Origin of the sequence: Brevundimonas sp. MEB006b, from assembly GCF_030209705.1 — a bacterium.
In the GTDB taxonomy this organism is placed as follows: Bacteria; Pseudomonadota; Alphaproteobacteria; order Caulobacterales; family Caulobacteraceae; genus Brevundimonas.
Genome location: NZ_JARVRL010000005.1, coordinates 288,538 through 309,173, shown reverse-complemented (window position 1 = coordinate 309,173; position 20,636 = coordinate 288,538). Strand labels below are relative to the sequence as shown.

Annotated in this window: 16 protein-coding genes; 7 read left to right on the top strand and 9 right to left on the bottom strand. The window is 64.2% G+C overall.

The features are described 5' to 3' along the window. Positions 1–5: 5 nt before the first annotated feature. The 4 genes from QRN13_RS07895 to QRN13_RS07880 all read right to left on the bottom strand — a co-directional run bounded on the left by QRN13_RS07895 (position 6) and on the right by QRN13_RS07880 (position 5,877). Positions 6–3,101 (bottom strand): TonB-dependent receptor, encoded by a 3,096-nt coding sequence (locus tag QRN13_RS07895; protein ID WP_284877492.1) that lies wholly within the window; start codon positions 3,099–3,101, stop codon positions 6–8. Positions 3,102–3,315: 214 nt separating this feature from the next. Continuing rightward, the gene (locus tag QRN13_RS07890) at positions 3,316–4,827 is read right to left on the bottom strand and encodes a tryptophan halogenase family protein (RefSeq protein WP_284877491.1); all 1,512 of its coding nucleotides are present in this window, start codon (positions 4,825–4,827) and stop codon (positions 3,316–3,318) included. A gap of 196 nt (positions 4,828–5,023) precedes the next feature. Then, positions 5,024–5,236, bottom strand: a complete 213-nt coding sequence (locus tag QRN13_RS07885) for a hypothetical protein (RefSeq protein WP_284877490.1) — start codon at positions 5,234–5,236, stop codon at positions 5,024–5,026. 104 nt (positions 5,237–5,340) lie between these two features. Continuing rightward, a complete protein-coding gene (locus QRN13_RS07880) occupies positions 5,341–5,877 on the bottom strand; it encodes an arylesterase (protein WP_284877489.1) in 537 nt (178 codons plus the stop codon). 240 nt (positions 5,878–6,117) lie between these two features. Here QRN13_RS07880 and QRN13_RS07875 point away from each other — a divergent pair, with 240 nt between their 5' ends. Together QRN13_RS07875 and QRN13_RS07870 are read left to right on the top strand one after the other, a co-directional pair. Then, a complete protein-coding gene (locus QRN13_RS07875; RefSeq protein ID WP_284877488.1) occupies positions 6,118–6,810 on the top strand; it encodes an ABC transporter ATP-binding protein in 693 nt (230 codons plus the stop codon). Further along, positions 6,807–9,320, top strand: a complete 2,514-nt coding sequence (locus QRN13_RS07870; RefSeq protein ID WP_284877487.1) for an ABC transporter permease — start codon at positions 6,807–6,809, stop codon at positions 9,318–9,320. The genes QRN13_RS07875 and QRN13_RS07870 overlap by 4 nt, the downstream gene beginning before the upstream one ends. Positions 9,321–9,353: 33 nt before the next feature. On the opposite strand, the gene QRN13_RS07865 is transcribed toward QRN13_RS07870, so the two are convergent. Together QRN13_RS07865 and QRN13_RS07860 are read right to left on the bottom strand one after the other, a co-directional pair. Beyond that, positions 9,354–9,608 (bottom strand): MDR/zinc-dependent alcohol dehydrogenase-like family protein, encoded by a 255-nt coding sequence (locus QRN13_RS07865; RefSeq protein ID WP_284877486.1) that lies wholly within the window; start codon positions 9,606–9,608, stop codon positions 9,354–9,356. 11 nt (positions 9,609–9,619) lie between these two features. After that, positions 9,620–10,288 (bottom strand): zinc-binding dehydrogenase, encoded by a 669-nt coding sequence (locus QRN13_RS07860; protein WP_284877485.1) that lies wholly within the window; start codon positions 10,286–10,288, stop codon positions 9,620–9,622. Between the two features lie 350 nt (positions 10,289–10,638). On the opposite strand from QRN13_RS07860, the gene QRN13_RS07855 reads away from it, so the two are divergent. From QRN13_RS07855 to QRN13_RS07845, 3 genes are read left to right on the top strand one after another with little or no spacing between them, the layout of a single operon-like run. Then, positions 10,639–11,418 (top strand): ImuA family protein, encoded by a 780-nt coding sequence (locus tag QRN13_RS07855; RefSeq protein WP_284877484.1) that lies wholly within the window; start codon positions 10,639–10,641, stop codon positions 11,416–11,418. After that, on the top strand, positions 11,309–12,895 hold the full coding sequence (locus tag QRN13_RS07850) for a Y-family DNA polymerase (protein ID WP_231868780.1): 1,587 nt from the start codon (positions 11,309–11,311) through the stop codon (positions 12,893–12,895). Before QRN13_RS07855 ends, QRN13_RS07850 begins: the two co-directional genes overlap by 110 nt. After that, positions 12,892–16,245 (top strand): error-prone DNA polymerase, encoded by a 3,354-nt coding sequence (locus QRN13_RS07845; RefSeq protein ID WP_284877483.1) that lies wholly within the window; start codon positions 12,892–12,894, stop codon positions 16,243–16,245. The genes QRN13_RS07850 and QRN13_RS07845 overlap by 4 nt, the downstream gene beginning before the upstream one ends. A gap of 29 nt (positions 16,246–16,274) precedes the next feature. Here QRN13_RS07845 and QRN13_RS07840 read toward each other — a convergent pair whose 3' ends face one another. After that, a complete protein-coding gene (locus QRN13_RS07840; protein WP_284877482.1) occupies positions 16,275–17,111 on the bottom strand; it encodes an NAD(P)H-hydrate dehydratase in 837 nt (278 codons plus the stop codon). A 114-nt stretch (positions 17,112–17,225) separates the two neighbouring features. On the opposite strand from QRN13_RS07840, the gene QRN13_RS07835 reads away from it, so the two are divergent. Together QRN13_RS07835 and glnA are read left to right on the top strand one after the other, a co-directional pair. Beyond that, positions 17,226–17,564 (top strand): P-II family nitrogen regulator, encoded by a 339-nt coding sequence (locus QRN13_RS07835; RefSeq protein WP_008261682.1) that lies wholly within the window; start codon positions 17,226–17,228, stop codon positions 17,562–17,564. An 81-nt stretch (positions 17,565–17,645) separates the two neighbouring features. Beyond that, positions 17,646–19,052, top strand: coding sequence for a type I glutamate--ammonia ligase (glnA, locus tag QRN13_RS07830; RefSeq protein WP_066551526.1), 1,407 nt, complete (start codon positions 17,646–17,648; stop codon positions 19,050–19,052). A 99-nt stretch (positions 19,053–19,151) separates the two neighbouring features. On the opposite strand, the gene tatC is transcribed toward glnA, so the two are convergent. Together tatC and tatB are read right to left on the bottom strand one after the other, a co-directional pair. Further along, positions 19,152–20,042: a twin-arginine translocase subunit TatC gene (gene tatC / locus QRN13_RS07825; RefSeq protein ID WP_066551525.1), complete on the bottom strand. Its 891-nt coding sequence runs from the start codon at positions 20,040–20,042 to the stop codon at positions 19,152–19,154. Beyond that, the gene (gene tatB / locus QRN13_RS07820; RefSeq protein WP_066551524.1) at positions 20,039–20,617 is read right to left on the bottom strand and encodes a Sec-independent protein translocase protein TatB; all 579 of its coding nucleotides are present in this window, start codon (positions 20,615–20,617) and stop codon (positions 20,039–20,041) included. Before tatB ends, tatC begins: the two co-directional genes overlap by 4 nt. Positions 20,618–20,636 lie beyond the last annotated feature (19 nt).

Genomic DNA, 20,636 nt, shown 5'->3' with positions numbered 1-20,636 from the left:
AAGTCTTAGAAGGTATAGCGCAGGCTGAACGTCACGCGGCGGTCACTGCGGAAGTAGGAGCGCGGGGCCAGCGGACCGGCCTGGTTTGCGCCGTTGACGTTGTAGGACGTCTGCTGCTGGGTGACGGTGACCTCGTCCAGCAGGTTGGCGCCATACAGGCCGATCTTCCAGTTGTCGTTCAGCGTGTAGAAGATCGAACCGTCAAGCTGACCCGTCGAGTCGTTGAAGATCGGCGAGAACGGGTTCACGTCGTCGCGCGGCGTCAGCAGGAAGCCGTTGCGCCAGTTGTAGGCCAGGCGCGCCGACAGCCGATCCCGCTCGTAGAAGACCGAGAAGTTGTAGGTGTGCTTCGACAGCTGCTGCAACGGCAGTTCCAGACCCACATAGCGCGGCTCGGTCACAGCGTTGGGGAAGGTCGAAGGCTCGACGTAGGTGTAGTTCGCTTCGATACCCAGCCCGCTCCACAGGCCTGGCAGGAAGCTGTAGGTCTGCTGATAACCGACCTCGAAGCCCTTGATCCAGCCGGAGCCGATATTGACCTGCTGGTTGACCTGAGCGTCGGTGGAGACCCCCTGCGCGTTGCTGAACTGCTGGACGGTCGAGCCGCTGGCCAGGATGTCCGACAGGTCCTTGTAGAATGCGTTGAAGGTCAGCGAGCTGCCCGGCTTGAAATACCATTCCACGCCAAGGTCATAGTTCCACGAGCGCACGCCCGTCAGCTGTGATCCGCCGGTGAAGGTCGTCAGCAGCGGGGCGGTGTTGACGTCGCCGCCGTTGTCCCGGACCTGGTTCATGTCTGTGTAGAACAGGGTGGCGGCGAAGGCCGTCACACCGAAGTCCGGGCGCGTCATGGCGCGCGACACTGCGCCGCGGAACACCCACTCCTTGTACTTCAGGTTGACGTTCAGGCTGGGCAGCCAGTCGTCGTAGCTGTTGCCGAGCTCGACCTCTTGGAAGCTGCCGTCACTGAAGGCGACCAGCTGGTTCAGACGGTCGTTCGACAGCAGGCAGTAGCCCGGTGCCGACTGACCCGGCTGGACGGTCGAGCACCGGAAACGGGCGATGGCCGCCGCATTGGCCTGGGTCACCGGAATGTTCTGACCCGGGAAGCGCGGATCGTTGCCGTTCGCATCACCGAAGTTCTGCGCGATGTTGGGGCTGGAGATGAAGCCGCGCGTCTGGAAGTCGGTCTTGGCGTAGCGAACACCCAGGTTGCCGGTGATGGCGGTGTCCGGACCGAAGACATCATCCCAGCCGAAGTCGAACCGGACATAGGCCGATGTCGTTTGTTCGGCCGAGTTGTTGATATCGCCCGGCAAGAACGGCGTGCCGGCGATAGCGCCCGGACGCTGATCCAGCGGACGCCAGGTCGAGCCCGAGCTGCTCGCTGCAGCCAAGGCCGCCTGCAGCGTGCCGTCCCGATAGGCCGCAATCAGATCGGCTGTCGGATAGAAGCCGTTCATCGGCGTCGGATTGTGACCGCGCTGGAAGTTGGGGAAGTCATAGGCTTCGACAGCGAGCGGACCTGTGGTCTGGAACGGCGTGACGCCGCCAGCCCAGCTCTCGGAAATCGCACCCCAATTATAGGCGGTGTAGCGCCGCGTCTGCTCGCGGTCCGAATAGCGCGCGCCCATGCGGATGGCGCGCAGCGGCGAGTTGTCGAAGTCGTATTTGACGTCGGCCTTGAACGCGGTCTGATCGCCGTCCGACTGTTCGATGTGGTCCATCGCCGAACGATAGTAGAAGTTCGACGGGTCGTTTGTGCTGGCAGACGGCTGACCTGACGCGTCCACGAACTGGATGTCCGGGACGCCATGACGCCCTTCGCCGATCAAGGTGTAGAGCGGCGTGATGGCGCCATAGACGCTCATGTCCAGATCGTCGGCGCTGGCCTTGCTGTACTGCGCATCCAACCAGATCGACAGGCGATCGGTCGGATGGAATTCGGCGGCCAGAGAGAAATCTTCGGTCAGGGTTTGCAGATCGCGCTGACGCTTGGGCAGAACCTGAAGGTTCGGCGAATTGCTGACCAGCAAACCGCTCGTGAAGACGCCGTTGGAATCATAGGTGAACGACTGGCCCGGCAAGGGAGTCGGATTGCCCCCGCTGCCCAGATCGACCTCGACCACGCGCTCGCCCCAGGCCGAGGTCGAATCGGCACGGATGTATTCGCCGGTCAGCTTGGCGCGGCCATCGGTGGACTCCCACTGTAGCGAACCGTCTAGAGTCGAACGCGAACGGTCGAACTGCTGGGTCCGCACCGCGCCGCCTCGAGGCACATAGCGGCGATCGTTGCCGTTCGAGAGATCGGACCGGTAGGTGAAGTCGGTGAGGTGGCTGCCGTAGGCTTCGGAATAGAGGTCGGATTCGCCATAGCTCAGCAGGGCTCCGAACGAACCGTACTGGGTGTCCCAGACGTTGCTGATCAGGGACGAGAAGCCCAGGCCCGGCTTTTCGCGCAGGTCGCCATAAGAGCCTTCGACCGTCGCGCCGAAGACGAACTTGCGGCTGTCGAACGCCTTGCGGGTGCGCAGATCGACGACCCCGGCGATGCCGCCTTCGATCCTGTCGGCCGTCGCATTCTTGAACACCTGCACGCTCGACAGCAGTTCCGGCGACACGTCGTTGAAGCCCAGGGCGCGACCCGTGTTCACGCTGAAGGCGTCGCGGCCGTTGAACTCTGAGCGGACGTAGGACAGGCCGCGAATGATGACGTTGGAACCTTCGACCGAGAAGTGGTCGGGGTCGGTCGGGCCCTGGAAACGGTTGATGTTCACGCCGGGGATTCGCTGCAGCACCTCGTTGACCGACTTGTCCGGCAGGGCGCCGATGTCGTCGGCGGTCACGGCATCGACGAAGGTGTCGGAGTCGCGCTTGATCGCCTGCGAGGATGCGATCCGCGCGCGGATGCCGGTGACGACGACGTCGTCGACCTGCGCCGCATCGTCCGTGGCGGGGGTCGTGGTCTGGGGCGTCGGCGTCGATTGGGCGTGGGCGGCGGTTGCACCGACTACGGCGACCGTCAACGCCAGGGCGGACACGGAACGGCGCAGCCCGCGAGCGGCGGGCGCATAGCCGGCTTGGAACATCTCTGACTTCACTTCTGATCCCCCCGAGGACGGTTCAGCCCGTCGCAATCGTTTCGGCAGCCTTGATCGACCGTCCGCGAGCGTGTTGGACTACCGACTGACAGCGATGTCAACGCTTCGCGACAAACTTGGCGCGTTTTCGATCGGCGGGTTCAGAAGCGGTGCGCGCGCACCGTTGCGACGGACGCCAGTCTGCTGACACGGCTTGCAGGCGGCAGGCCCGGCCTCAAAACGCCTTACGATTCATCGTCGTCGTCAGGATGCCTTCGTGCGTCGGCAGGGCGTCGGCCGTGCGCCAGATGCTGTCACGGATCGCCGACAGCCGGCCCAGATTGGCGTCATGATTGATGACGTCGGAAATCGGGTGACGCCCGTGCGGCGTCAGTCCCTGCCCCACCGCGACCGCCAGCCAGCTTGATTCGGAAAAGATGTCATGGTCGCGCCTGACGATCCGACCCGTATCCTCGAACAGAGCGATCTTGGCCGCCAGCCTGTCCGGGATCGGCATGTCGCGCACGTGGCTCCAGAACGTTCCCGCTCGCTGGTTGACCTTGTAATGCAGGATCAGGAAGTCGCGGACCGTGACGAATTCCTCCTCCATGAGCGCGTTGAACTCACGGCGAAGGCCGTCGCTGTTCTTGTGCGACGGAAACAGGGTGATCAGCTTGGTGATGGCGCTCTGGATCAGGTGAATGCTGGTCGATTCCAAGGGCTCCAGGAAGCCGCTCGACAATCCGACCGCCACGCAATTGCGCTTCCAGCAGTCCTTGCGCCGGCCTGTGGCGAACCGCAGGCGACGCGGCTCGGCCAGAGCCGTGCCCTCCAGCCGCGACATCAGCGCGTCCTCGGCCTCCTGATGCGAGATGTGCGCCGAGGAATAGACGTAGCCGTTGCCCACCCGGTGTTGCAGCGGGATGCGCCACTGCCATCCGGCCTCGCGCGCCGTCGACCGCGTGTAAGGGGACAACGCCCCCTCCCGCACGCACGGGACGGCGACAGCGCTGTCACATGGAAGCCAGTTGCTCCAGTCCTCGTAGCCTGACTTCAACGCCTGCTCGATCAGAAGTCCGACGAAGCCGGTGCAATCGATGAAGAAGTCCCCTTCGACGATCCGCCCGTCGTTCAGCCTGACGCCCGCGATCTCGCCGTCCGCCGCTTGCTGAACCTCGACCACCCGCCCCTCGTGGCGAACGACACCCAGCCCTTCCGCAAAGCGGCGCAGGAAGCCAGCATAGAGCGCCGCATCGAAATGATAGGCGTAGCCCAGGCTGGACAACGGCGACTGCGGCCCGCCCTGCGGATGGACGAAACGGCCACGGCGCGCGGCCTGCCAGGCCATGGAATAGGTTTCCAGCGGCTCCGACCCGCCTTCGGCGCAGGCCTTCAGCCAGAAATGATGAAAGGCGATGCCTTCCATATCCAGCCCAAAGGCGCCGAACGGATGGAAATAGCGCTCGCCCTCGCGTCGCCAGCCGTCGAACTCGATCCCCAGCTTGAAAGTGGCCTTGGTTTCACGCAGAAAGTCCGCCTCGTCGATCCCCAGGCGCGCGTTGAACTTCACGATTTCAGGGATCGTCGCCTCGCCGACGCCGATGATGCCGATCGCCTCGGATTCGACCAAGGTCACGGTCTTGCCGGCGCCCTCGAACGCATGCGCCAGCGCCGCCGCCGCCATCCACCCCGCCGTGCCGCCCCCGACGATGACGATGCGATTTATGATTGAAGATGGGTCGGACAAGTTGCGCCTCGGTCAGGATTTTAGGTCTCGATTGCAATGTTGCCTACGGCATTAATTTGGACCGTCGCCGAGGTGGCGCTGGATCGGTAAGCGTTACTGATGGGACGTTCGCATTAACGCCAAAGTCGACCTTCGGGCATCGGCAAATCAACTTGTGCGCCACATGCAAGTCGATAAAGTTGAAAACGCAATCCAATCACGGCCGCGCCCGCACCTCTAAGTCGAGTGTCCAACGCCCCTCTCCTGCCCGGCGGAGATCGGCGATGCGCGCGACGATTTGGCGATCCAGGCCGTCGAGCAGAGCCGTTCCACTGCCGACTGAAGCAATCGTTGCATTCGTCTGCCAGAATGGGCCGCTTTCGCCCTTCAGCGTGAAACGCAGATGTACGGTATCGTTGGATTTCGGCATAAAACGCTCGGACAGGGGTTCTTTTCAAACAACAGTCAGCCGTCGCACAAAGCGATGAGCAATCGGGGCCTTAGGGCGATCCCATAACGTCGCCGCGTCCTTCACTATCTGGACAGCGCTTTTACGACGACCGGCGCCAGTCCGTCGGCGATGATGCGCACCCCTTCGGCGTTGGGGTGGATGCCGTCAGGCTGGTTGTAACGGCGATCCAGGGCCACCCCTTCCAGTAGGAAGGGATAGGTCGGAACATCTTCCTTGCGCGCCAAGTCCGCGAAGATGCGGTCGAACTCGACGGCGTAGGCGCCGTATTGAGGCGGAGCCTTCATCCCTGCGAGCAAGACGGGAATATCGCGCGCCTTCAGCGAGGCGATGATCGCCTCCAGATTGGATCGGACCGTTTTGGGATCCACGCCCTGAAGCATGTCATTGCCCCCCAGGGCCACGATGCATAGGTCGGTGTCGTCCTGGACGCTGTAGCCGACCCGGGCCAGTCCGCCGCCGGTCGTGTCGCCCGAAACCCCGGCGCCGCGAACCCTCACCCGGAACCCCTTTGCCCTCAACGCCTCTTCCAGGCGCACAGGCAGAGCCTCGGCGGAAGGCAGGCCGAATCCGGCGGTGATGGAATCTCCCAAGAGGGTCACGATCTTTTCCGGCCCGTCCGAAGGTACTGCCGTGGGTGAAGGCGAGACCGAAGGCTTAGCCGGCGTCTCTGACGTGTCCTCTTTCGAGGCGCTGCATCCGGCGAAGACGAGCCCCACCCCACCGGTCAGCAGCGTGCGGCGGGGAATAGGCGGCATGGGCGAGGAGGGCTTTGGAGTCATGATCTGCACTCCCATATAGGGACCGATTTTCCTCCTCCCAGTGCAGCAGGCGACATATCGATGGCTTCAGCCGCCCCACTCGTCCTCGACGGCGTCGTCCTCACCCTGCCCTCGGCGGCAGGACTCGTGGAAATCCTTCGCGGCGTGGACCTGGTCGTAGCGCCGGGCGAGACGGTCGCCATCGTCGGCCCCTCCGGATCGGGAAAATCCTCGCTGATTTCCGTCTCCGCAGGGCTGGAAACCCCGACCCGGGGTCGGGCCATGCTGTTCGGTCAGGATATGGCCGCGCTGGGCGAGGACGGTCGAGCTCGTCTGCGTCGGGGGCGCGCCGCCCTCGTTTTTCAGAGCTTCCACCTCCTGCCCAATATGACGGCCGAGGAGAACGTGTCCGCGCCGCTGGAGTTGGCGCACAGGCCGGAGGCTGTAGCCTTGGCGCGCAACTGGCTGGAGCGGGTCGGCCTCGGCGCCCGGCGGTCGCATTATCCTCATCAGATGTCGGGCGGCGAGCAGCAGCGTGTCGCCCTGGCTCGCGCCCTGGCCGTCGGGCCGGAACTCTTGTTCGCCGACGAACCGACCGGAAATCTGGACGGGACCAACGGCGCCTTGGTCGCCGACTTGCTGTTCGACCTCGTGCGCGACAGCGGCGCGGCCCTGGTCATGGTGACCCATGACGACCGTCTCGCCGCGCGCGCGGACCGGATCGTGACGATGCGCGACGGCCGGGTCGTCGCCCCGGCGCAGGCCTCTGCATGAAACTCGCCTTCCGCTTCGCCCGCCGCGAACTCCGTTCCGGAATTGCGGGGTTTCGAATCTTTCTGGCCTGTCTGGCGCTGGGCGTGGCGGCGATCGCCGCCTCCGGATCGACTGCGGAGGCCTTCCGCCAAGGATTGGCCAGCCAAGCGCGCGAGATTCTCGGCGGCGACGTCGTCTTCAGCCTCGACCAGGGCCGGTTCAGCCCTGACCAACGCGCCGCCTTCGCCGCGATGGGGCCCGTGGCCTATTCGGTGCGAGCCAACGGCATGGCCGAAACTGAAACCGGCCAGCGTCGTCTGGTCGATATGCGCGGGGTCGACGCGGCCTACCCGCTTGTTGGGGCGGTCGAAATGTCCGGCGCACCTGATCTGGCCACGGCCTTGCGCGTCGAGAACGGCTTAGCGGGCGCTGTCGTCGAACAGGCGCTGCTGGACCGTTTGAATCTCAAGCTCGGCGACACCTTCACCGTCGGTGACACGCGGTTTGTCGCCCGCGCCGTCCTGCTGGCCGAACCTGACCGACTTGGCCGGGGCTTTGCGCTCGGGCCGCGCGTGGTGACGACGATTCCCGCCGTCGAACAGGCCGGCCTGCTCGCGCCCGGCGGCCTGTTTGGCGAGGCGGTGCGCATCGCCCTTCCCGCCGGCGTCGATCCCAAGGCCGCCATCGCTGGCATCGAAAAGCGGTTTCCGCAAAGTCGGCTTGAAGCGCGAGATCGGTCGGAGGCCGCCGCTGGCGCCGGACGGCTGATCGATCAGCTGGAGTATTTCCTGGGTTTCATCGGTCTGGCCTCCCTGGTGGCCGGCGGACTCGGCGTCGGGGGCGCCGTCTCGGCCTATCTGGAAGGCCGGAAGCCGTCGATCGCGACGCTGAAGGCGCTGGGTGCCGAGGGCGGGCTGATCCGCAATATCTATCTGATCCAGATCGGCGTGCTGGCCGCCGTCGGGGTCTTCATCGGGCTCGTGATCGGCGCCATCGTGCCGCTCGCCATCGGCGTGCTGGCGAAGGACAGCCTGCCCATCCCCGCCCTCTTCGCTGTCTATCCAGCGCCCTTGGCCAAGGCGGGCGCGTTCGGCCTTCTGGCGGCCGCGGCCTTCGCGCTCGCGCCCCTGGCCCGCGCCCGCGCCACGCCGCCCTCCGCCTTGTTCCGTCGCCAGCTCACCGACCGACCCGTCCTCGGCGTCGAACTGGTCTTCGCTGTCCTGGCCGCCATCGGCCTGGCGGGTCTGGCCCTTTGGACCGCGCCGTCCAAGCTTTCAGCGGCGGCCTTGATCGGCGGCACGGCGGTCGCCTTCGCCCTTCTGTGGGCGCTCGGCCGTACGGCGGCCTTCCTGGCCGGGCGTTTGAGACGACACGCCGGCGGCGCTGTGCGGCTGGGACTGGCCAATCTCGCCGGGCCGCGCTCGGCGGCGCGCACCGCCTCCCCCGCCATCGGCCTGGGCGTCGCGCTTCTGGCCATGGTCGTCCTGATCCAGTCCAGCCTGCTGGGCCAGATCACCGAGGTCGCACCACGATCGGCCCCATCCGTCGTCTTCACGGAAATCCCCGCTGATCGCGGCGCGGCGTTCGATGCGGCGGTGGCGAAGGTGATGGAGACGCCCGGACCGGATCGCTACCGGCGCCTTCCCCTCCTGACCGGGCGGATCGTGCGGCTGAAAGGCGCGCCGGTCGATGTGGATGCCCTGCCTCAAGGCGAACGCTGGGCCTTCGATCAGGACATTCTCCTGTCCGCCCTAGCCGGCGCGCCGGACGATGCGAACGTCGTGTCCGGCAAATGGTGGGCCGCCGACTACGCCGGTCCGCCTAAGATCGCACTCTCGCGGGATCTGGCCAAGGCCGCTGATCTCAAGGTGGGCGACGGCCTGACCTTGCAACTGCTGGGCCGCGAGATGGACGTACGCATCGCCGCCCTTCGTCGGACCGAGCCGGGCGGATTCGGGACCAACTTCCTGCTCGTCCTCAACGCCGCCGCCATCGAAGGCGCCAATCCGCGCAGCGTCGCCATCGCCCGCGCCTCGCCCACCGAAGAACACGCTCTGACGCAGGCGCTGGGTGCGGACTTCCGAGAGGTGAACATCATCAGCGTCCGCGAGCAGCTCGAGGCCGCCGCCACCCTGTTCGACCGCCTCGCCCTGGCCATTCGCGGGGCCGCGGCCGTCGCCGGTCTCGCGGGCCTGCTCGTCCTGATCGGGGCCATTGCGGCGGGCGTGCGCGAGCGGGCGCGCGAGGCCGCCGTGCTCAAGGTGCTGGGCGGTTCCCACGCCCAGATTCTAACCGCCTATCTCGTGGAGTACAGCCTGGTCGGCGCGATCGCCGGTCTGGCCGGCCTTCTTCTCGGCGCCGCCGGCGCGTGGCCGGTCGTGACCCTCGCCTTCAAGGCAAGCTGGAGCGTGGACTGGCCCGGCGTCGTTCTTCTTCTTACCAGCGCCACGGGCGTCGCGGCCTTGGGCGGCAGTGTGGCGGCCTTGCACGCCCTGTCGCGTCGCCCGGCGCCGGTTCTTCGGTCGGATTGATTGCGTAAAAGCCTATTCGTTTATCAACCTGTATCAATTCAATGTCGGATCGATCAGGAACTTCTCGCCTGTCGCCTTACGCTCGTAGGCGCGAAGAATCTCTGGCTCTAACGCTTCGGCAAGACCGATTGTACGTGTGTAGCGCGTTGCGAACGTGGTGGTGAGTTCATCAAATACGCGCTTACGCATGCGCGATACCGTCTCGGGTCCAGCCTTCTGCATGAAAGGTGTGAGCAGCCAGCCGGACACGCTCCACTGGAAACCAAAAGCAAGACGGTCCAGAACCATCGGCGAAGTGTTTAGCGCGCCGTAGACGTAAAATTGCTTGAACGTTGACAGCCATATCGGCTGTACTCGGTCATGCAGTTGACCGCGCCATGTTCCATCGCCTGCATGATTTCGCCGCCCAGAGATCCGCCGCCGATGGCGTCGAACGCGACCGTAGCCCCGGTTTCAGTGACAGCGTCGATGAGTTGTGTTCGAAAATCATCTTCGCGGCTGTTGAGAACATGCGTCGCCCCCGCGTCCTTCAGCAGTCGCAACTTATCATCAGAACGCACGATATTGACGGGTGGCACACCGTCTTGGGCGCAAATCCGCTGGAGCATCTGGCCCAGGCTGGATGCGGCTGCAGTGTGGATGATTGCGGAATGTCCTTCGGCCCGAGCGGTCTCGACGAAACCAAGCGCCGTCATGGGATTGACTGTCAAGGCTGCGCCCTGGGCGGCCGTCACACCTTCGGGAAGCGGTAGGGCGTCCCGCGTCCTGATCTTTCTAACATCGGCGTACATCCCGCCCCCGATCACACCAACCCGACGCCCGATCCAGTCCTTTGCTTGATCACCGGCGGCGATGACGGTCCCTGCCCCTTCGTTGCCGACTGGAAGCGACTGGTTGATCCGGCCGGCCATGCCGCCCATCCGCGCCGGTGGAATATCGAGGCTAAGCTGCGGAATGCCGTCCGACACATCCTTGCGGACCGAGGTTGCGTCCGCCGGCCCAACAGCAAACCGAGATCGCTGGGATTGATGGGAGCCGCCTCGATACGGACAATGATTTCGTCGGAGGCCGGATCATCCAGCACAATCTCCGCAAGCGACAGCGTTAGAACCCCGTCCCTGTTCACCGTTGATCGTAATTCACGCGTTTTGTGGGCCATGAAGATTGGTCCTTATCGAGGCATCGGGTGGTGAACGGATGCACGACGTTTTGTGTCCCGCGATCGGTTCAGATCTGGTCTGACGCGCTTGTCATGCTCGATCTGGCCGCTACATAACGGCTTGACAAAGTCTCTCTTCACAATGCAAAAAAAGAACAAATGAAGAACATGTGCAGGGCTGAACGTTTATCTCTTGTCCGTCAGCGAATCAGGGCCTTGAACCAAGGCTGCCCAGAAGTTTGTCATTCAAAACAGACGCCTGGACTGTTGTCTGGTGTTTTTAAGCAGGAAGCGATTCACGAACTCTATGCAGCCAATCCTGCAGACGCAGTTGCGGTGAATGCCTTTGCTTTGGCGGTCGGGATGCTTTCCGCAAATGGACAGCATGTTGTCTGGGCATTGGATGCAACGATGACTTCAGAACATGGGACACCCTATGTCGTTGGCATTGAAGAAATGGGAATTGATTCATCTAAAATTTTGCTAGTCAAAGCCCCAAATATAAAAAGTCTTCTCATTGTTGGTGAGGAATCACTAAAATCGCCTCCTTTCGGATCTGTTGTTATTAGCGCCTGGGGAAATTCTAAAGCCCTCTCATTGAACTCTAGTCGACGCCTTGCTCTGGCGGCCAAGTTGGGAGGCGCAACGCTTTTCTGTGTGCGTGCTGGAGCCGAGCCATCACCCAGTGCGGCAGAGACAAGATGGTCTGTGAAGGCAACAGCCTCCACCTCTCTGGCCGGAGGCGCGCCTGGTCATCCGTCTTTCTCACTTACCCTGCTGCGGCGGCGCGGTGGGGGCGAAGTGAAAAACTGGATCTTGGAGTGGGATCGTGACGCCCGATCGTTCCGCGAACCGGCGCCGCTATCTGGCGCTATGGTTCCCGTGGCTGCCCAGCGACCGGCTGAGGCGTGGGGCGATAGCGGGCGACGCGTCGCCTGAGATTGGGCCTGAAATTGGACCTGATCCCGCGCCGGTCGTTCTGGTCGAGAAGGTCGGCGGCGCTCTGCGTCTGGCGGCCGTCGATCCGGCGGCGGCAAGGGCGGGGCTGACGCCCGGACTGACCCTGGCTGACGCGAAGGCGCGAACGCCGTCCCTGCGCACCATCATCCATAGGCCCGAGGCGGATTCTGACCTGCTGCTGCGGGTGCTGGAAGACTTCGGCCGCTTCACTCCGATGATCGCCGAGGATGCGCCGCACGGTCTGTTGTTGGACGTCACCGGTTGCGCCCATCTGTTCGGCGGGGAGGCTGGCTTGGTGCGCGCCGCGCATCAGCGTGCGGGTCGCATCGGCCTGGAGATGCGCAGCGCCTTGGCGTCCACACCCCAGGCGGCGCGCGCCCTGGCCCGTTTCGCGCGGGGTGGCCTGTTCGCGTCGGGCGAGGATCGACAGGCGGTGCGCCAGCTGCCAATCACGGCGCTAGAGTTGCCGGAGCGTGACGCCCAGGCGCTGCAGCGCGCCGGGCTGAAGAGGATCGCCGATCTGGACGACCGGCCGCGCGCGCCTCTTGCGGCCCGATTTGGGACGGACTTTCCCGCACATCTGGCTCGTGTGCTCGGCGACGAAGATGTCCGCATCACCCCGCACCGACCGCCGCCCCCCATCGTCGTGGACCGCGTCTTTTTCGAACCCATAATCACCGACGCGGACGTGGAGCGCGTCCTGTCCGACCTGCTGATCGACACCGCCGATCGCCTGGACCAAGCGGGCCAGGGCGGGCGGGCGTTCGAGGCCGGCTTCTATCGAGTCGATGGTCAGATTCGGCGCGTCGTCGCACGAACGGGTCGTCCGACACGCGATGTGGACACGGTGCTGCTTCTGTTTCGCGAACGTTTGGCGGCCTTGGCAAGCCCGCTGGATCCCGGCTTCGGTTTCGATCAGATGCGGCTATCGGTTCTGGAAACCCAGACGTTGAAACCGGTTCAGTGCGGCCTCAACGGCGACCGCCTCGACGGCGAGGATTTCAGTCGTCTGATCGACCGATTGACGGCTCGACTGGGGCCCGAGGCGGTGTTGAGTTTCGAACCGCTAGGGTCGCACATCCCCGAGCGCGCCGGACGGATGGTTCCGGCGACGATGAAGGCGCTGCGAACGGCCCATGAATGGCCTGATCTCGATCCCGACGATCCGCCCTTGCGGCCCTTTCAGATGTTCGACCCGCCCCAGCCGGTGGAAACCTTGGCGGAGGTGCCGGACGGTTCGCCCCTGCGTTTCCGATGGCGCCGGGTTCTGCATGAGGTGGCCTTGGCCGAAGGGCCGGAGCGGATCGGCGGCGAATGGTGGCGCGCGCCGGATCAGAAGACCCGCGACTATTACCGTGTCGAGGACCGCGAGGGTCGGCGTTTCTGGCTGTTCCGTCAGGGCCTGTATGGCGAGACCGACGAACCGCGCTGGTTTGTCCACGGCCTGTTCGCATGACCGCGCCCGCCTATGCTGAGCTGGCCACAGCCAGCAACTTTTCCTTCCTACGCGGGGCGTCGCATCCGAAGGATCTCGTGCTGACCGCGATCCTGAGAGGGCATTCGGGGCTGGGTCTGGCCGATCGCAACACGGTCTCCGGCGTGGTGCGGGCCTGGAGCGCGTTGCGGACCATCCGCGAGGACGGCCTGTCGCCGCCCGATGTCGTGCGCGACGGCGGCGGGCCCGGCGAAGTGATCTATGTCGAGGATCCGCTGAACGATCCAGCCCTGTCACAGATGGTCAAGGATAGGGCCGCGACGTTCAAACTGGCGACCGGCGCGCGTCTGGTCTTCAACGACGGGACGCCCGACATCATCGCCTATCCTGAGACGCGCGCCGGCTGGGGACGACTGACGCGGCTGCTGACCTTGGGCAATCGCCGGGCGGTGAAGGGGCAGTGCGAGATCGGACTGCGCGATCTGCTGGCCGCGCCCGAGGATCTGCTGCTGATCCTCATGCCGGGCGAACGGTTGAACGGCATCGATCAGGTCTTGGCAAAGTTGACCTATGCATCGCCCGGCGCAGTCTGGCTGGGCGCGGTGATGGGGCGCAACGGCGACGACCGTCGAAGACTGGCCCGGCTGAAGACACTGTCAGAGCGAAGCGGCGCACCGCTTCTGGCCGTCAACAATGTTCTCTATCACGACCCGATCCAACGCGATCTGCAGGACGTGCTGACCTGTATTCGCGAAGGCGTGACGATCGAGGACGCAGGCCGACGCCTGAACGCCAATGCCGAACGCTGGCTGAAACCACTCGACGAGATGGCCCGCCTGTTCCGCGATGCGCCCGAGGCCCTGGTCGAGACCCAGCACGCCTTGTCTCGTATCGGCTTCGATTTGGGCGACATCAGTTACCAGTATCCGGAAGAGACAACCCCGCCTGATGAGATGCCGCAGGGCTGGCTGGAACAGCTGACCTGGCGACACGCCGAGATGCGTTATCCCGACGGCGTGCCCGACAAGGTCAAGGCGCTGCTGGATAAAGAACTGATCTTCATCGCGCAGGCCGGCTACGCGCCGTACTTCCTGACCATCTACGACATCGTGCGTGTGGCGAACGACAAGCGGATTTTGTGTCAAGGTCGTGGTTCGGCGGCCAACTCGGCTGTCTGCTATGTGTTGGGGATCACGGCGGTGGACCCGGCGGAATCCGACCTGCTGTTCGAACGCTTCCTTTCCACCGACCGTGGCGAGCCGCCCGACATCGACGTCGATTTCGAGCACGAGCGGCGCGAGGAGATCATCCAGCACATCTACACTCGCTATGGCCGCGCGCGCGCCGGCATCGCCGCCACCGTCATCCGCTATCGTCCCAAGAGCGCCATCCGTGATGTCGGCAAGGCGCTGGGTCTGACCGAGGACGTGACTGCCCGTCTGGCCTCCAGCCAATGGGGCAGTTGGGGCAGTGAGATCGGCGAACGCCATGTCAAACAGGCTGGTTTGGACCCCGCCAATCCCATGATCCAGCGTGCGGTGAAGCTGGCCATGCGGCTGTTGAACTTTCCCCGCCACCTGTCCCAGCACGTCGGCGGCTTCGTCCTGACCCAGGACCGGCTGGACGAACTGGTCCCTATCGGCAATGCCGCCATGCCGGATCGCACCTTCATCGAATGGGACAAGGACGACATCGATGCACTTCGCCTGATGAAGGTCGATGTGCTGGCGCTTGGCATGCTGACCTGCATCCGCAAGGCGTTCGATCTGATCCGCGCTCATCACGGGGACGATTGGGCGCTGCATACGATCCCGCGCGACGATCCCGCCGTTTACGACATGCTGTGCAAGGGCGACTCCATCGGCGTGTTCCAGGTCGAGAGCCGCGCCCAGATCAACATGTTGCCCCGTCTGAAGCCACGCCGCCTCTACGATTTGGTGATTCAGGTGGCGATCGTCCGACCCGGTCCGATCCAGGGCGACATGGTTCACCCCTATCTGCGCCGCCGCAATGGGCTCGAGGAGCCGGAGTATTCCAAGCCGGGACCGCAATACCCCCACGACGAACTGGAGCAGGTGCTGAAGAAGACCCTGGGCGTTCCCCTGTTTCAGGAACAGGCGATGAAGGTCGCCATGGTCGCAGCCGAGTTCAACGAGAAGGAAGCGAATGGTCTGCGCAAGGCCATGGGCACCTTCCGGGGCGACGGCACCCTGCACACCTATGAGGATCGAATGGTCGGCCGCATGATCGAACGCGGCTATGACCCGACATTCGCCCAGCGTTGCTTCGACCAGATCAAGGGTTTCGGCTCTTACGGCTTTCCGGAAAGCCACGCCGCCTCTTTCGCCCAACTGGTCTATGTCTCCTCATGGATCAAACGCCACTATCCGGCGGCCTTCGCCTGCGCCCTGCTGAACAGCCAGCCGATGGGGTTCTACGCCCCGGCCCAGATCGTGCGCGACGCCCGCGAACACGGCGTCGAGGTGCAACCGGTCGATGTCTCATACAGCGGCTGGGACAACAGTCTGGAAGGTTCGGAGAGGACGCCGGCGCTGCGGATCGGCCTGCGCCAGATCGACGGCTTTCGCGAAGACTGGGCAGAGGCGCTCGCCGCCGCCCGCGGCTCGCCCCTGTCCGACATCGAAACTCTGGCCCGCCGCGCCGCCTTGCCGTCTGCCGCTATGCGCAAGCTGGCCGACGCCGACGCCTTCCGCTCGCAGGGGCTGGACCGGCGCGAGGCCCTGTGGGCGGTACGACGCCTGTCTGACGACGCGCCCCTGCCTTTGTTCGCCGCCGCCGACGCCCGCGAGCTCGGCGCCGAACCCGACGTCCGGCTGCCGGTCATGCCGCTGGGCGAGCATGTCGCCGCCGACTACCAGACCCTGCGCCTGTCGCTGAAGGCGCATCCTATGGCGATCCTGCGCCCGATCTTCGACGCCGAAGGCCTGCTGACCTGCGCCCAAACCGAAGCCCGACGCGGGGGCGCCGTGGTGCAGGTCGCTGGTGTTGTTTTGGTGCGTCAACGTCCCGGCAAGGGCAACGCCATCTTCGTCACCCTGGAAGACGAGACCGGCATCATCAACGTCGTCCTGTGGGCGCGGATGTTCGAGCAGTTCCGCCGCGAGGTCATGGCCGCCCGGCTGATGGCGGTCGAGGGCGTAGTGGAGAAGAGCCCCGAAGGTGTCGTCCACCTGGTCGCCCACCGCGTCATCGACCGCTCCAGCGAACTGTCCCGCCTGTCACAAGATCACGACACCGCCGTCCAACTCGCCCGCGCGGACGTCGTTGCCCATCCCCAGACACCCCGCCATCCACCGCATCGCCATCCGCGTGATGTGCGTATCTTGCCAGGATCTAGAGATTTTCATTGATCCAGAATTGCGGGACCGAACTCAAAATGTCATTTCTGATTCCCGATACTCCACTGCTCAAACAACGCCTTCGGCAAAACATCGTAGAGGTCGTCTGAGGTCAGTCCCGGCCCAAAGCGTTCTGCGGCATCGGAATGAAGCCAGACGGCGGCGCAAGCGGCATCGAAGCTGTCCATACGCTGGGCCGCCAATCCGCCGATCATGCCAGCCAAGACGTCGCCGGTTCCGGCTGTCGCCAGCCACGGCGAGCCGTTTTCGTTTCGGCGGACGCGGCCGTCAGGCGATGCGATCAGCGTCTGGGCGCCCTTCAAGACGATCGTCACCTGGGTCGCTCGCGCAGCCTCTTGAACGGCCGTTTCGCGGCCTTGTGCAAGCAGGCCTGGGAACAGTCGTTTGAACTCGCCTTCATGCGGCGTCAGGATATCGTCACGATCCAACACCGCGAACAGTTCCGCAGTCCGACCTTTGAAGACCGACAGGCCGTCGGCGTCGATCACCAGAACGGCGCCGGTCGAGCCCAGCGCCTGAATGTTTGCGATCGTCGCATCGTCCAAGCCTGCGGCTGGCCCGATCACGACGGCGTCGCTGCCGGCAGCTTCTCGACTTAAGTTTTCGGGTGAAGAAAAAGGCGTCAACATCACTGCCTGCACAGCCGGCGCGATCACCGACGCTGCATCTGGCGGACAAAGGATTCGCACGACACCAGCGCCCATCCTGAGACCCGCATGGGCTGCAAGTCGCGCAGCGCCGGTATGATGCGCCTTTCCCGAAACGACCGCCAAACGTCCACGCGCATGCTTGTGCGTTTCCGCGCTCGGCCAAGGCAGAAAATTGCGCCAGATCGCCGGGTCGTTGGTTTCTATCATCCGCGTTCCGATTATCCTTCGCCAGCCTGCGAAAATCGCTTGCTTTGAGCGGCCCTGCTGTGTCCCATTCGCGCCCGAGCGCCGCTGCATTCCGTGCGCCGCTCCGGGGTCGCCATGAAGAAAATCGAAGCCATCATCAAGCCCTTCAAGCTGGATGACGTCAAAGAGGCGCTCCAGGACGTGGGCGTGCAAGGCATGACTGTGCTGGAGGCCAAGGGATATGGCCGCCAGAAGGGTCATTCCGAACTGTATCGCGGCGCGGAATACGTCATCGACTTCCTGCCCAAGATCAAGATCGAGGTGGTCGTCGCCGACGACCTCGCACCCGCGGTTGTCGAGGCCATTCAGACCTCGGCCCGCACAGGCAAGATCGGCGACGGCAAGATCTTCGTGTCCGACGTCGCCGAGGTGATCCGCATCCGCACCGGCGAAACCGGAGCCCAAGCCGTCTGACCTGACTACCCTCCCCGGCCTTCGGCCCTCGGGTCGTTGTCCGGTCTCCTCCCCAAACGACAAGAACAGGACTTTTCGAGAATGAGCGCCAGCAAGATCCTCAAAGAGATCAAGGATGAGGAGGTCCAATATGTGGACGTCCGCTTCACCGACACGCGCGGCCGTCTGCAGCACGTCACCTTCGACGTCGATCTGGTCGACGAGGACTTCCTGAACGAAGGCACGATGTTCGACGGCTCGTCGATCGCCGGCTGGAAGGCCATCAACGAGTCCGACATGCTGCTGAAGCCGGACCTGACCACGGCCTATATCGATCCCTTCTATCAGCAGAAGACGATGTTCCTGTTCTGCGACGTGCTGAACCCGGACACCGGCGAGCCCTACAACCGCGACAGCCGCTCGATGGCCAAGAAGGCGCTGTCCTACGTCCAGTCGTCGGGCGTGGGCGACCAGGTCTTCTTCGGGCCGGAAGCGGAGTTCTTCATCTTCGACGACGTGCGCTGGTCGACCCAGCCGCACGACACCGGCTACAGCTACGATTCGACCGAGCTGCCGGCCAATACCGGCGCTGAATATTCCGAAGGCAATATGGGCCATCGCCCTGGGCCCAAGGGCGGCTATTTCCCCGTCAATCCGGTCGATTCCGGACAGGACCTGCGCGGCGAAATGCTGGGCGTCATGCGCGATCTGGGCCTTCAGCCCGAGAAGCACCACCACGAGGTGGCTCCAGCTCAGCACGAACTGGGCCTGAAGTTCTCGGACCTGCTGACCATGGCCGACCGCCTGCAGCTCTATAAATACGTGATCCACAATGTGGCCCACGCATACGGCAAGTCGGCGACCTTTATGGCCAAGCCGATGTTTGCGGACAACGGTTCGGGCATGCACGTTCACATGTCGATCTGGAAGGACGGCAAGCCCCAGTTCGCCGGCGACCAGTACGCTGGTCTGTCGCAGGAATGTCTGTGGTACATCGGCGGCATCATCAAACACGCCAAGGCCATCAACGCCTTCGCCAACTCGACCACCAACAGCTACAAGCGTCTGGTCCCCGGCTATGAAGCCCCGGTGAAGCTGGCCTATTCGGCCCGCAACCGTTCGGCCTCGATCCGCATCCCGCACGTCTCCTCGCCCAAGGCCAAGCGTCTGGAAGCCCGCTTCCCCGACCCTATGGGCAATCCTTATCTGACCTTCGTGGCCCTGCTGATGGCCGGTCTGGACGGGATCGAGAACCGCATCGATCCGGGCGCGCCCGCCGACAAGAACCTTTACGACCTGCCGCCGGAAGAGCGCGGCTCGATCCCCGAGGTCTGCGGCTCGCTGCGTGAAGCGCTCGAGAACCTCGACAAGGACCGCGCCTTCCTCAAGAAGGGCGGCGTCATGGATGACGACTTCATCGACAGCTACATCGAACTGAAGATGGAAGAGGTGATGCGTCTGCAACTGCACCCGCACCCGGTCGAGTTCGACATGTACTACAGCTGCTGATCACCTGATCGCAGTCAAGACAAAGGGCCGGGGATCGCTCCCCGGCCTTTTTTGCATGGCCTGGCTGTTTCGAGCAGCGACCGACACGCCGCCGTGGCGCTAAGCGATCTCGGCTTCCAGATCGTCCGCTTTCTTGCGGCGCAGCTCGATTAGTCGCACGCACCAGATTGAAATCTCGTAGAGAATGACCAGCGGCACGGCCAGCATCAGTTGGCTGATCGGATCGGGCGGCGTGACGACCGCCGCGACCACGACCACGGCGACGATGGCGTAGCGCCGACCGGCCGCCATGACCTTGGAGCTGATCAGGCCAGCGAGGCCCAGAAGGGTCGTCACCACAGGAAGCTGGAAGCAAAGCCCGAAGGCGAGAAGCAGCGAGGTCACCAGGCTGAGATAGTCGGAAATCTTGGTCGTCTGCGCCACGGATATGCCGTCGGTGGCCACCTGCTGGCTCAGCGAGAACAGCATCACGAACGGCAGCATGACATAATAGACCAGCGCCCCGCCGAGGCAGAACATCACAGGCGCGGCGATCAGGAACGGCAGAAACGCCCCGCGCTCGTTGCGATAAAGACCCGGCGCCACGAACCGGTACATCTGCCACGCCATGACCGGGAAGGTCAGGACCGCCGCACCAAAGGCCGCGATCTTCATCTTGGTGAAGAGCTGTTCCAGCGGCGCCGTGGCGATCAGTTGGACAACGGCGGCGCTCCCTGGCGGATAGGGTTTGATCCCCGTCATCACCGCGATCAGTTCGATCGGATTGGCGTGACCGCCGGTCGACAGGGCGGCGGCATGGATCGCCACGGCGGCCTGATACGGCTTGATCAGCGCAATCTGGATCTGATTGGCGAAGGCGAAGCAGAGGATGAAGGCCAAAAAGAAGGCCACGACGCAGATCAGCAGCCGCCCGCGCAGCTCGATCAGGTGATCCATCAGGGGCGCGCGCGACGCCTCGATCTCGGCCTCGTCACGATCGGAAGGCGTCACAGGTCAACGGCTTTCTTGCGCGAGGTCTTGGGCTTGGCGGCTGCAGGCTTGGCCTTGGCCGCCGGCGCGGCGGTCTTCGGTTTGGCGGCTGAGCGAGGCTTGGCGGTCGCCGATCCGGCGACCGCCGCCCCCGTCTTTGCCTTGGGGGCCGCTCGCTTGGATTTCGTCGTCGTAACGGGCTCAACGGGCGCGGGCGTATCCGGCCATTCATCTGCCGCAGGCGTCATCACCGGCGCCTCCGTTTCGGGCGCAGGCAGGGCAACCGCCGCAGTCGGCCCGGTCAATCCGGCGTTGATGTCCTTGAAGGCGGCGTCCGCCTCGGCACCCAGGGGATACACGGCCCCCTGCCCCGTCCGCAGCGCCTCGACCTCTTTGCGCAGGTCGTCCAGTTCGGACTGACGCGCCATCTCGTCGAAACTGGATCGGAACTCATTGGCCATGGCGCGCGCCTTGGCCACCATCTGACCGACGCGACGCATCAGGACAGGCAGATCCTTTGGCCCCACCACAAGCAGGGCCACCAGACCGATCACCACTAATTCGAAACCCCCGATACCGGGGCCGAGCCCGCCCATGCGTCAGCCCTTACAGACG

Coding starts and splice junctions, on each gene's coding strand:
- QRN13_RS07885 (WP_284877490.1), bottom strand. CDS start 5,236: ATGCCGAAATCCAACGATACCGTACATCTGCGTTTCACGCTGAAGGGC.
- QRN13_RS07875 (WP_284877488.1), top strand. CDS start 6,118: ATGGCTTCAGCCGCCCCACTCGTCCTCGACGGCGTCGTCCTCACCCTG.
- QRN13_RS07870 (WP_284877487.1), top strand. CDS start 6,807: ATGAAACTCGCCTTCCGCTTCGCCCGCCGCGAACTCCGTTCCGGAATT.
- QRN13_RS07865 (WP_284877486.1), bottom strand. CDS start 9,608: ATGGTTCTGGACCGTCTTGCTTTTGGTTTCCAGTGGAGCGTGTCCGGC.
- QRN13_RS07855 (WP_284877484.1), top strand. CDS start 10,639: ATGAAGAACATGTGCAGGGCTGAACGTTTATCTCTTGTCCGTCAGCGA.
- QRN13_RS07845 (WP_284877483.1), top strand. CDS start 12,892: ATGACCGCGCCCGCCTATGCTGAGCTGGCCACAGCCAGCAACTTTTCC.
- QRN13_RS07840 (WP_284877482.1), bottom strand. CDS start 17,111: ATGATAGAAACCAACGACCCGGCGATCTGGCGCAATTTTCTGCCTTGG.
- QRN13_RS07835 (WP_008261682.1), top strand. CDS start 17,226: ATGAAGAAAATCGAAGCCATCATCAAGCCCTTCAAGCTGGATGACGTC.
- glnA (WP_066551526.1), top strand. CDS start 17,646: ATGAGCGCCAGCAAGATCCTCAAAGAGATCAAGGATGAGGAGGTCCAA.
- tatB (WP_066551524.1), bottom strand. CDS start 20,617: ATGGGCGGGCTCGGCCCCGGTATCGGGGGTTTCGAATTAGTGGTGATC.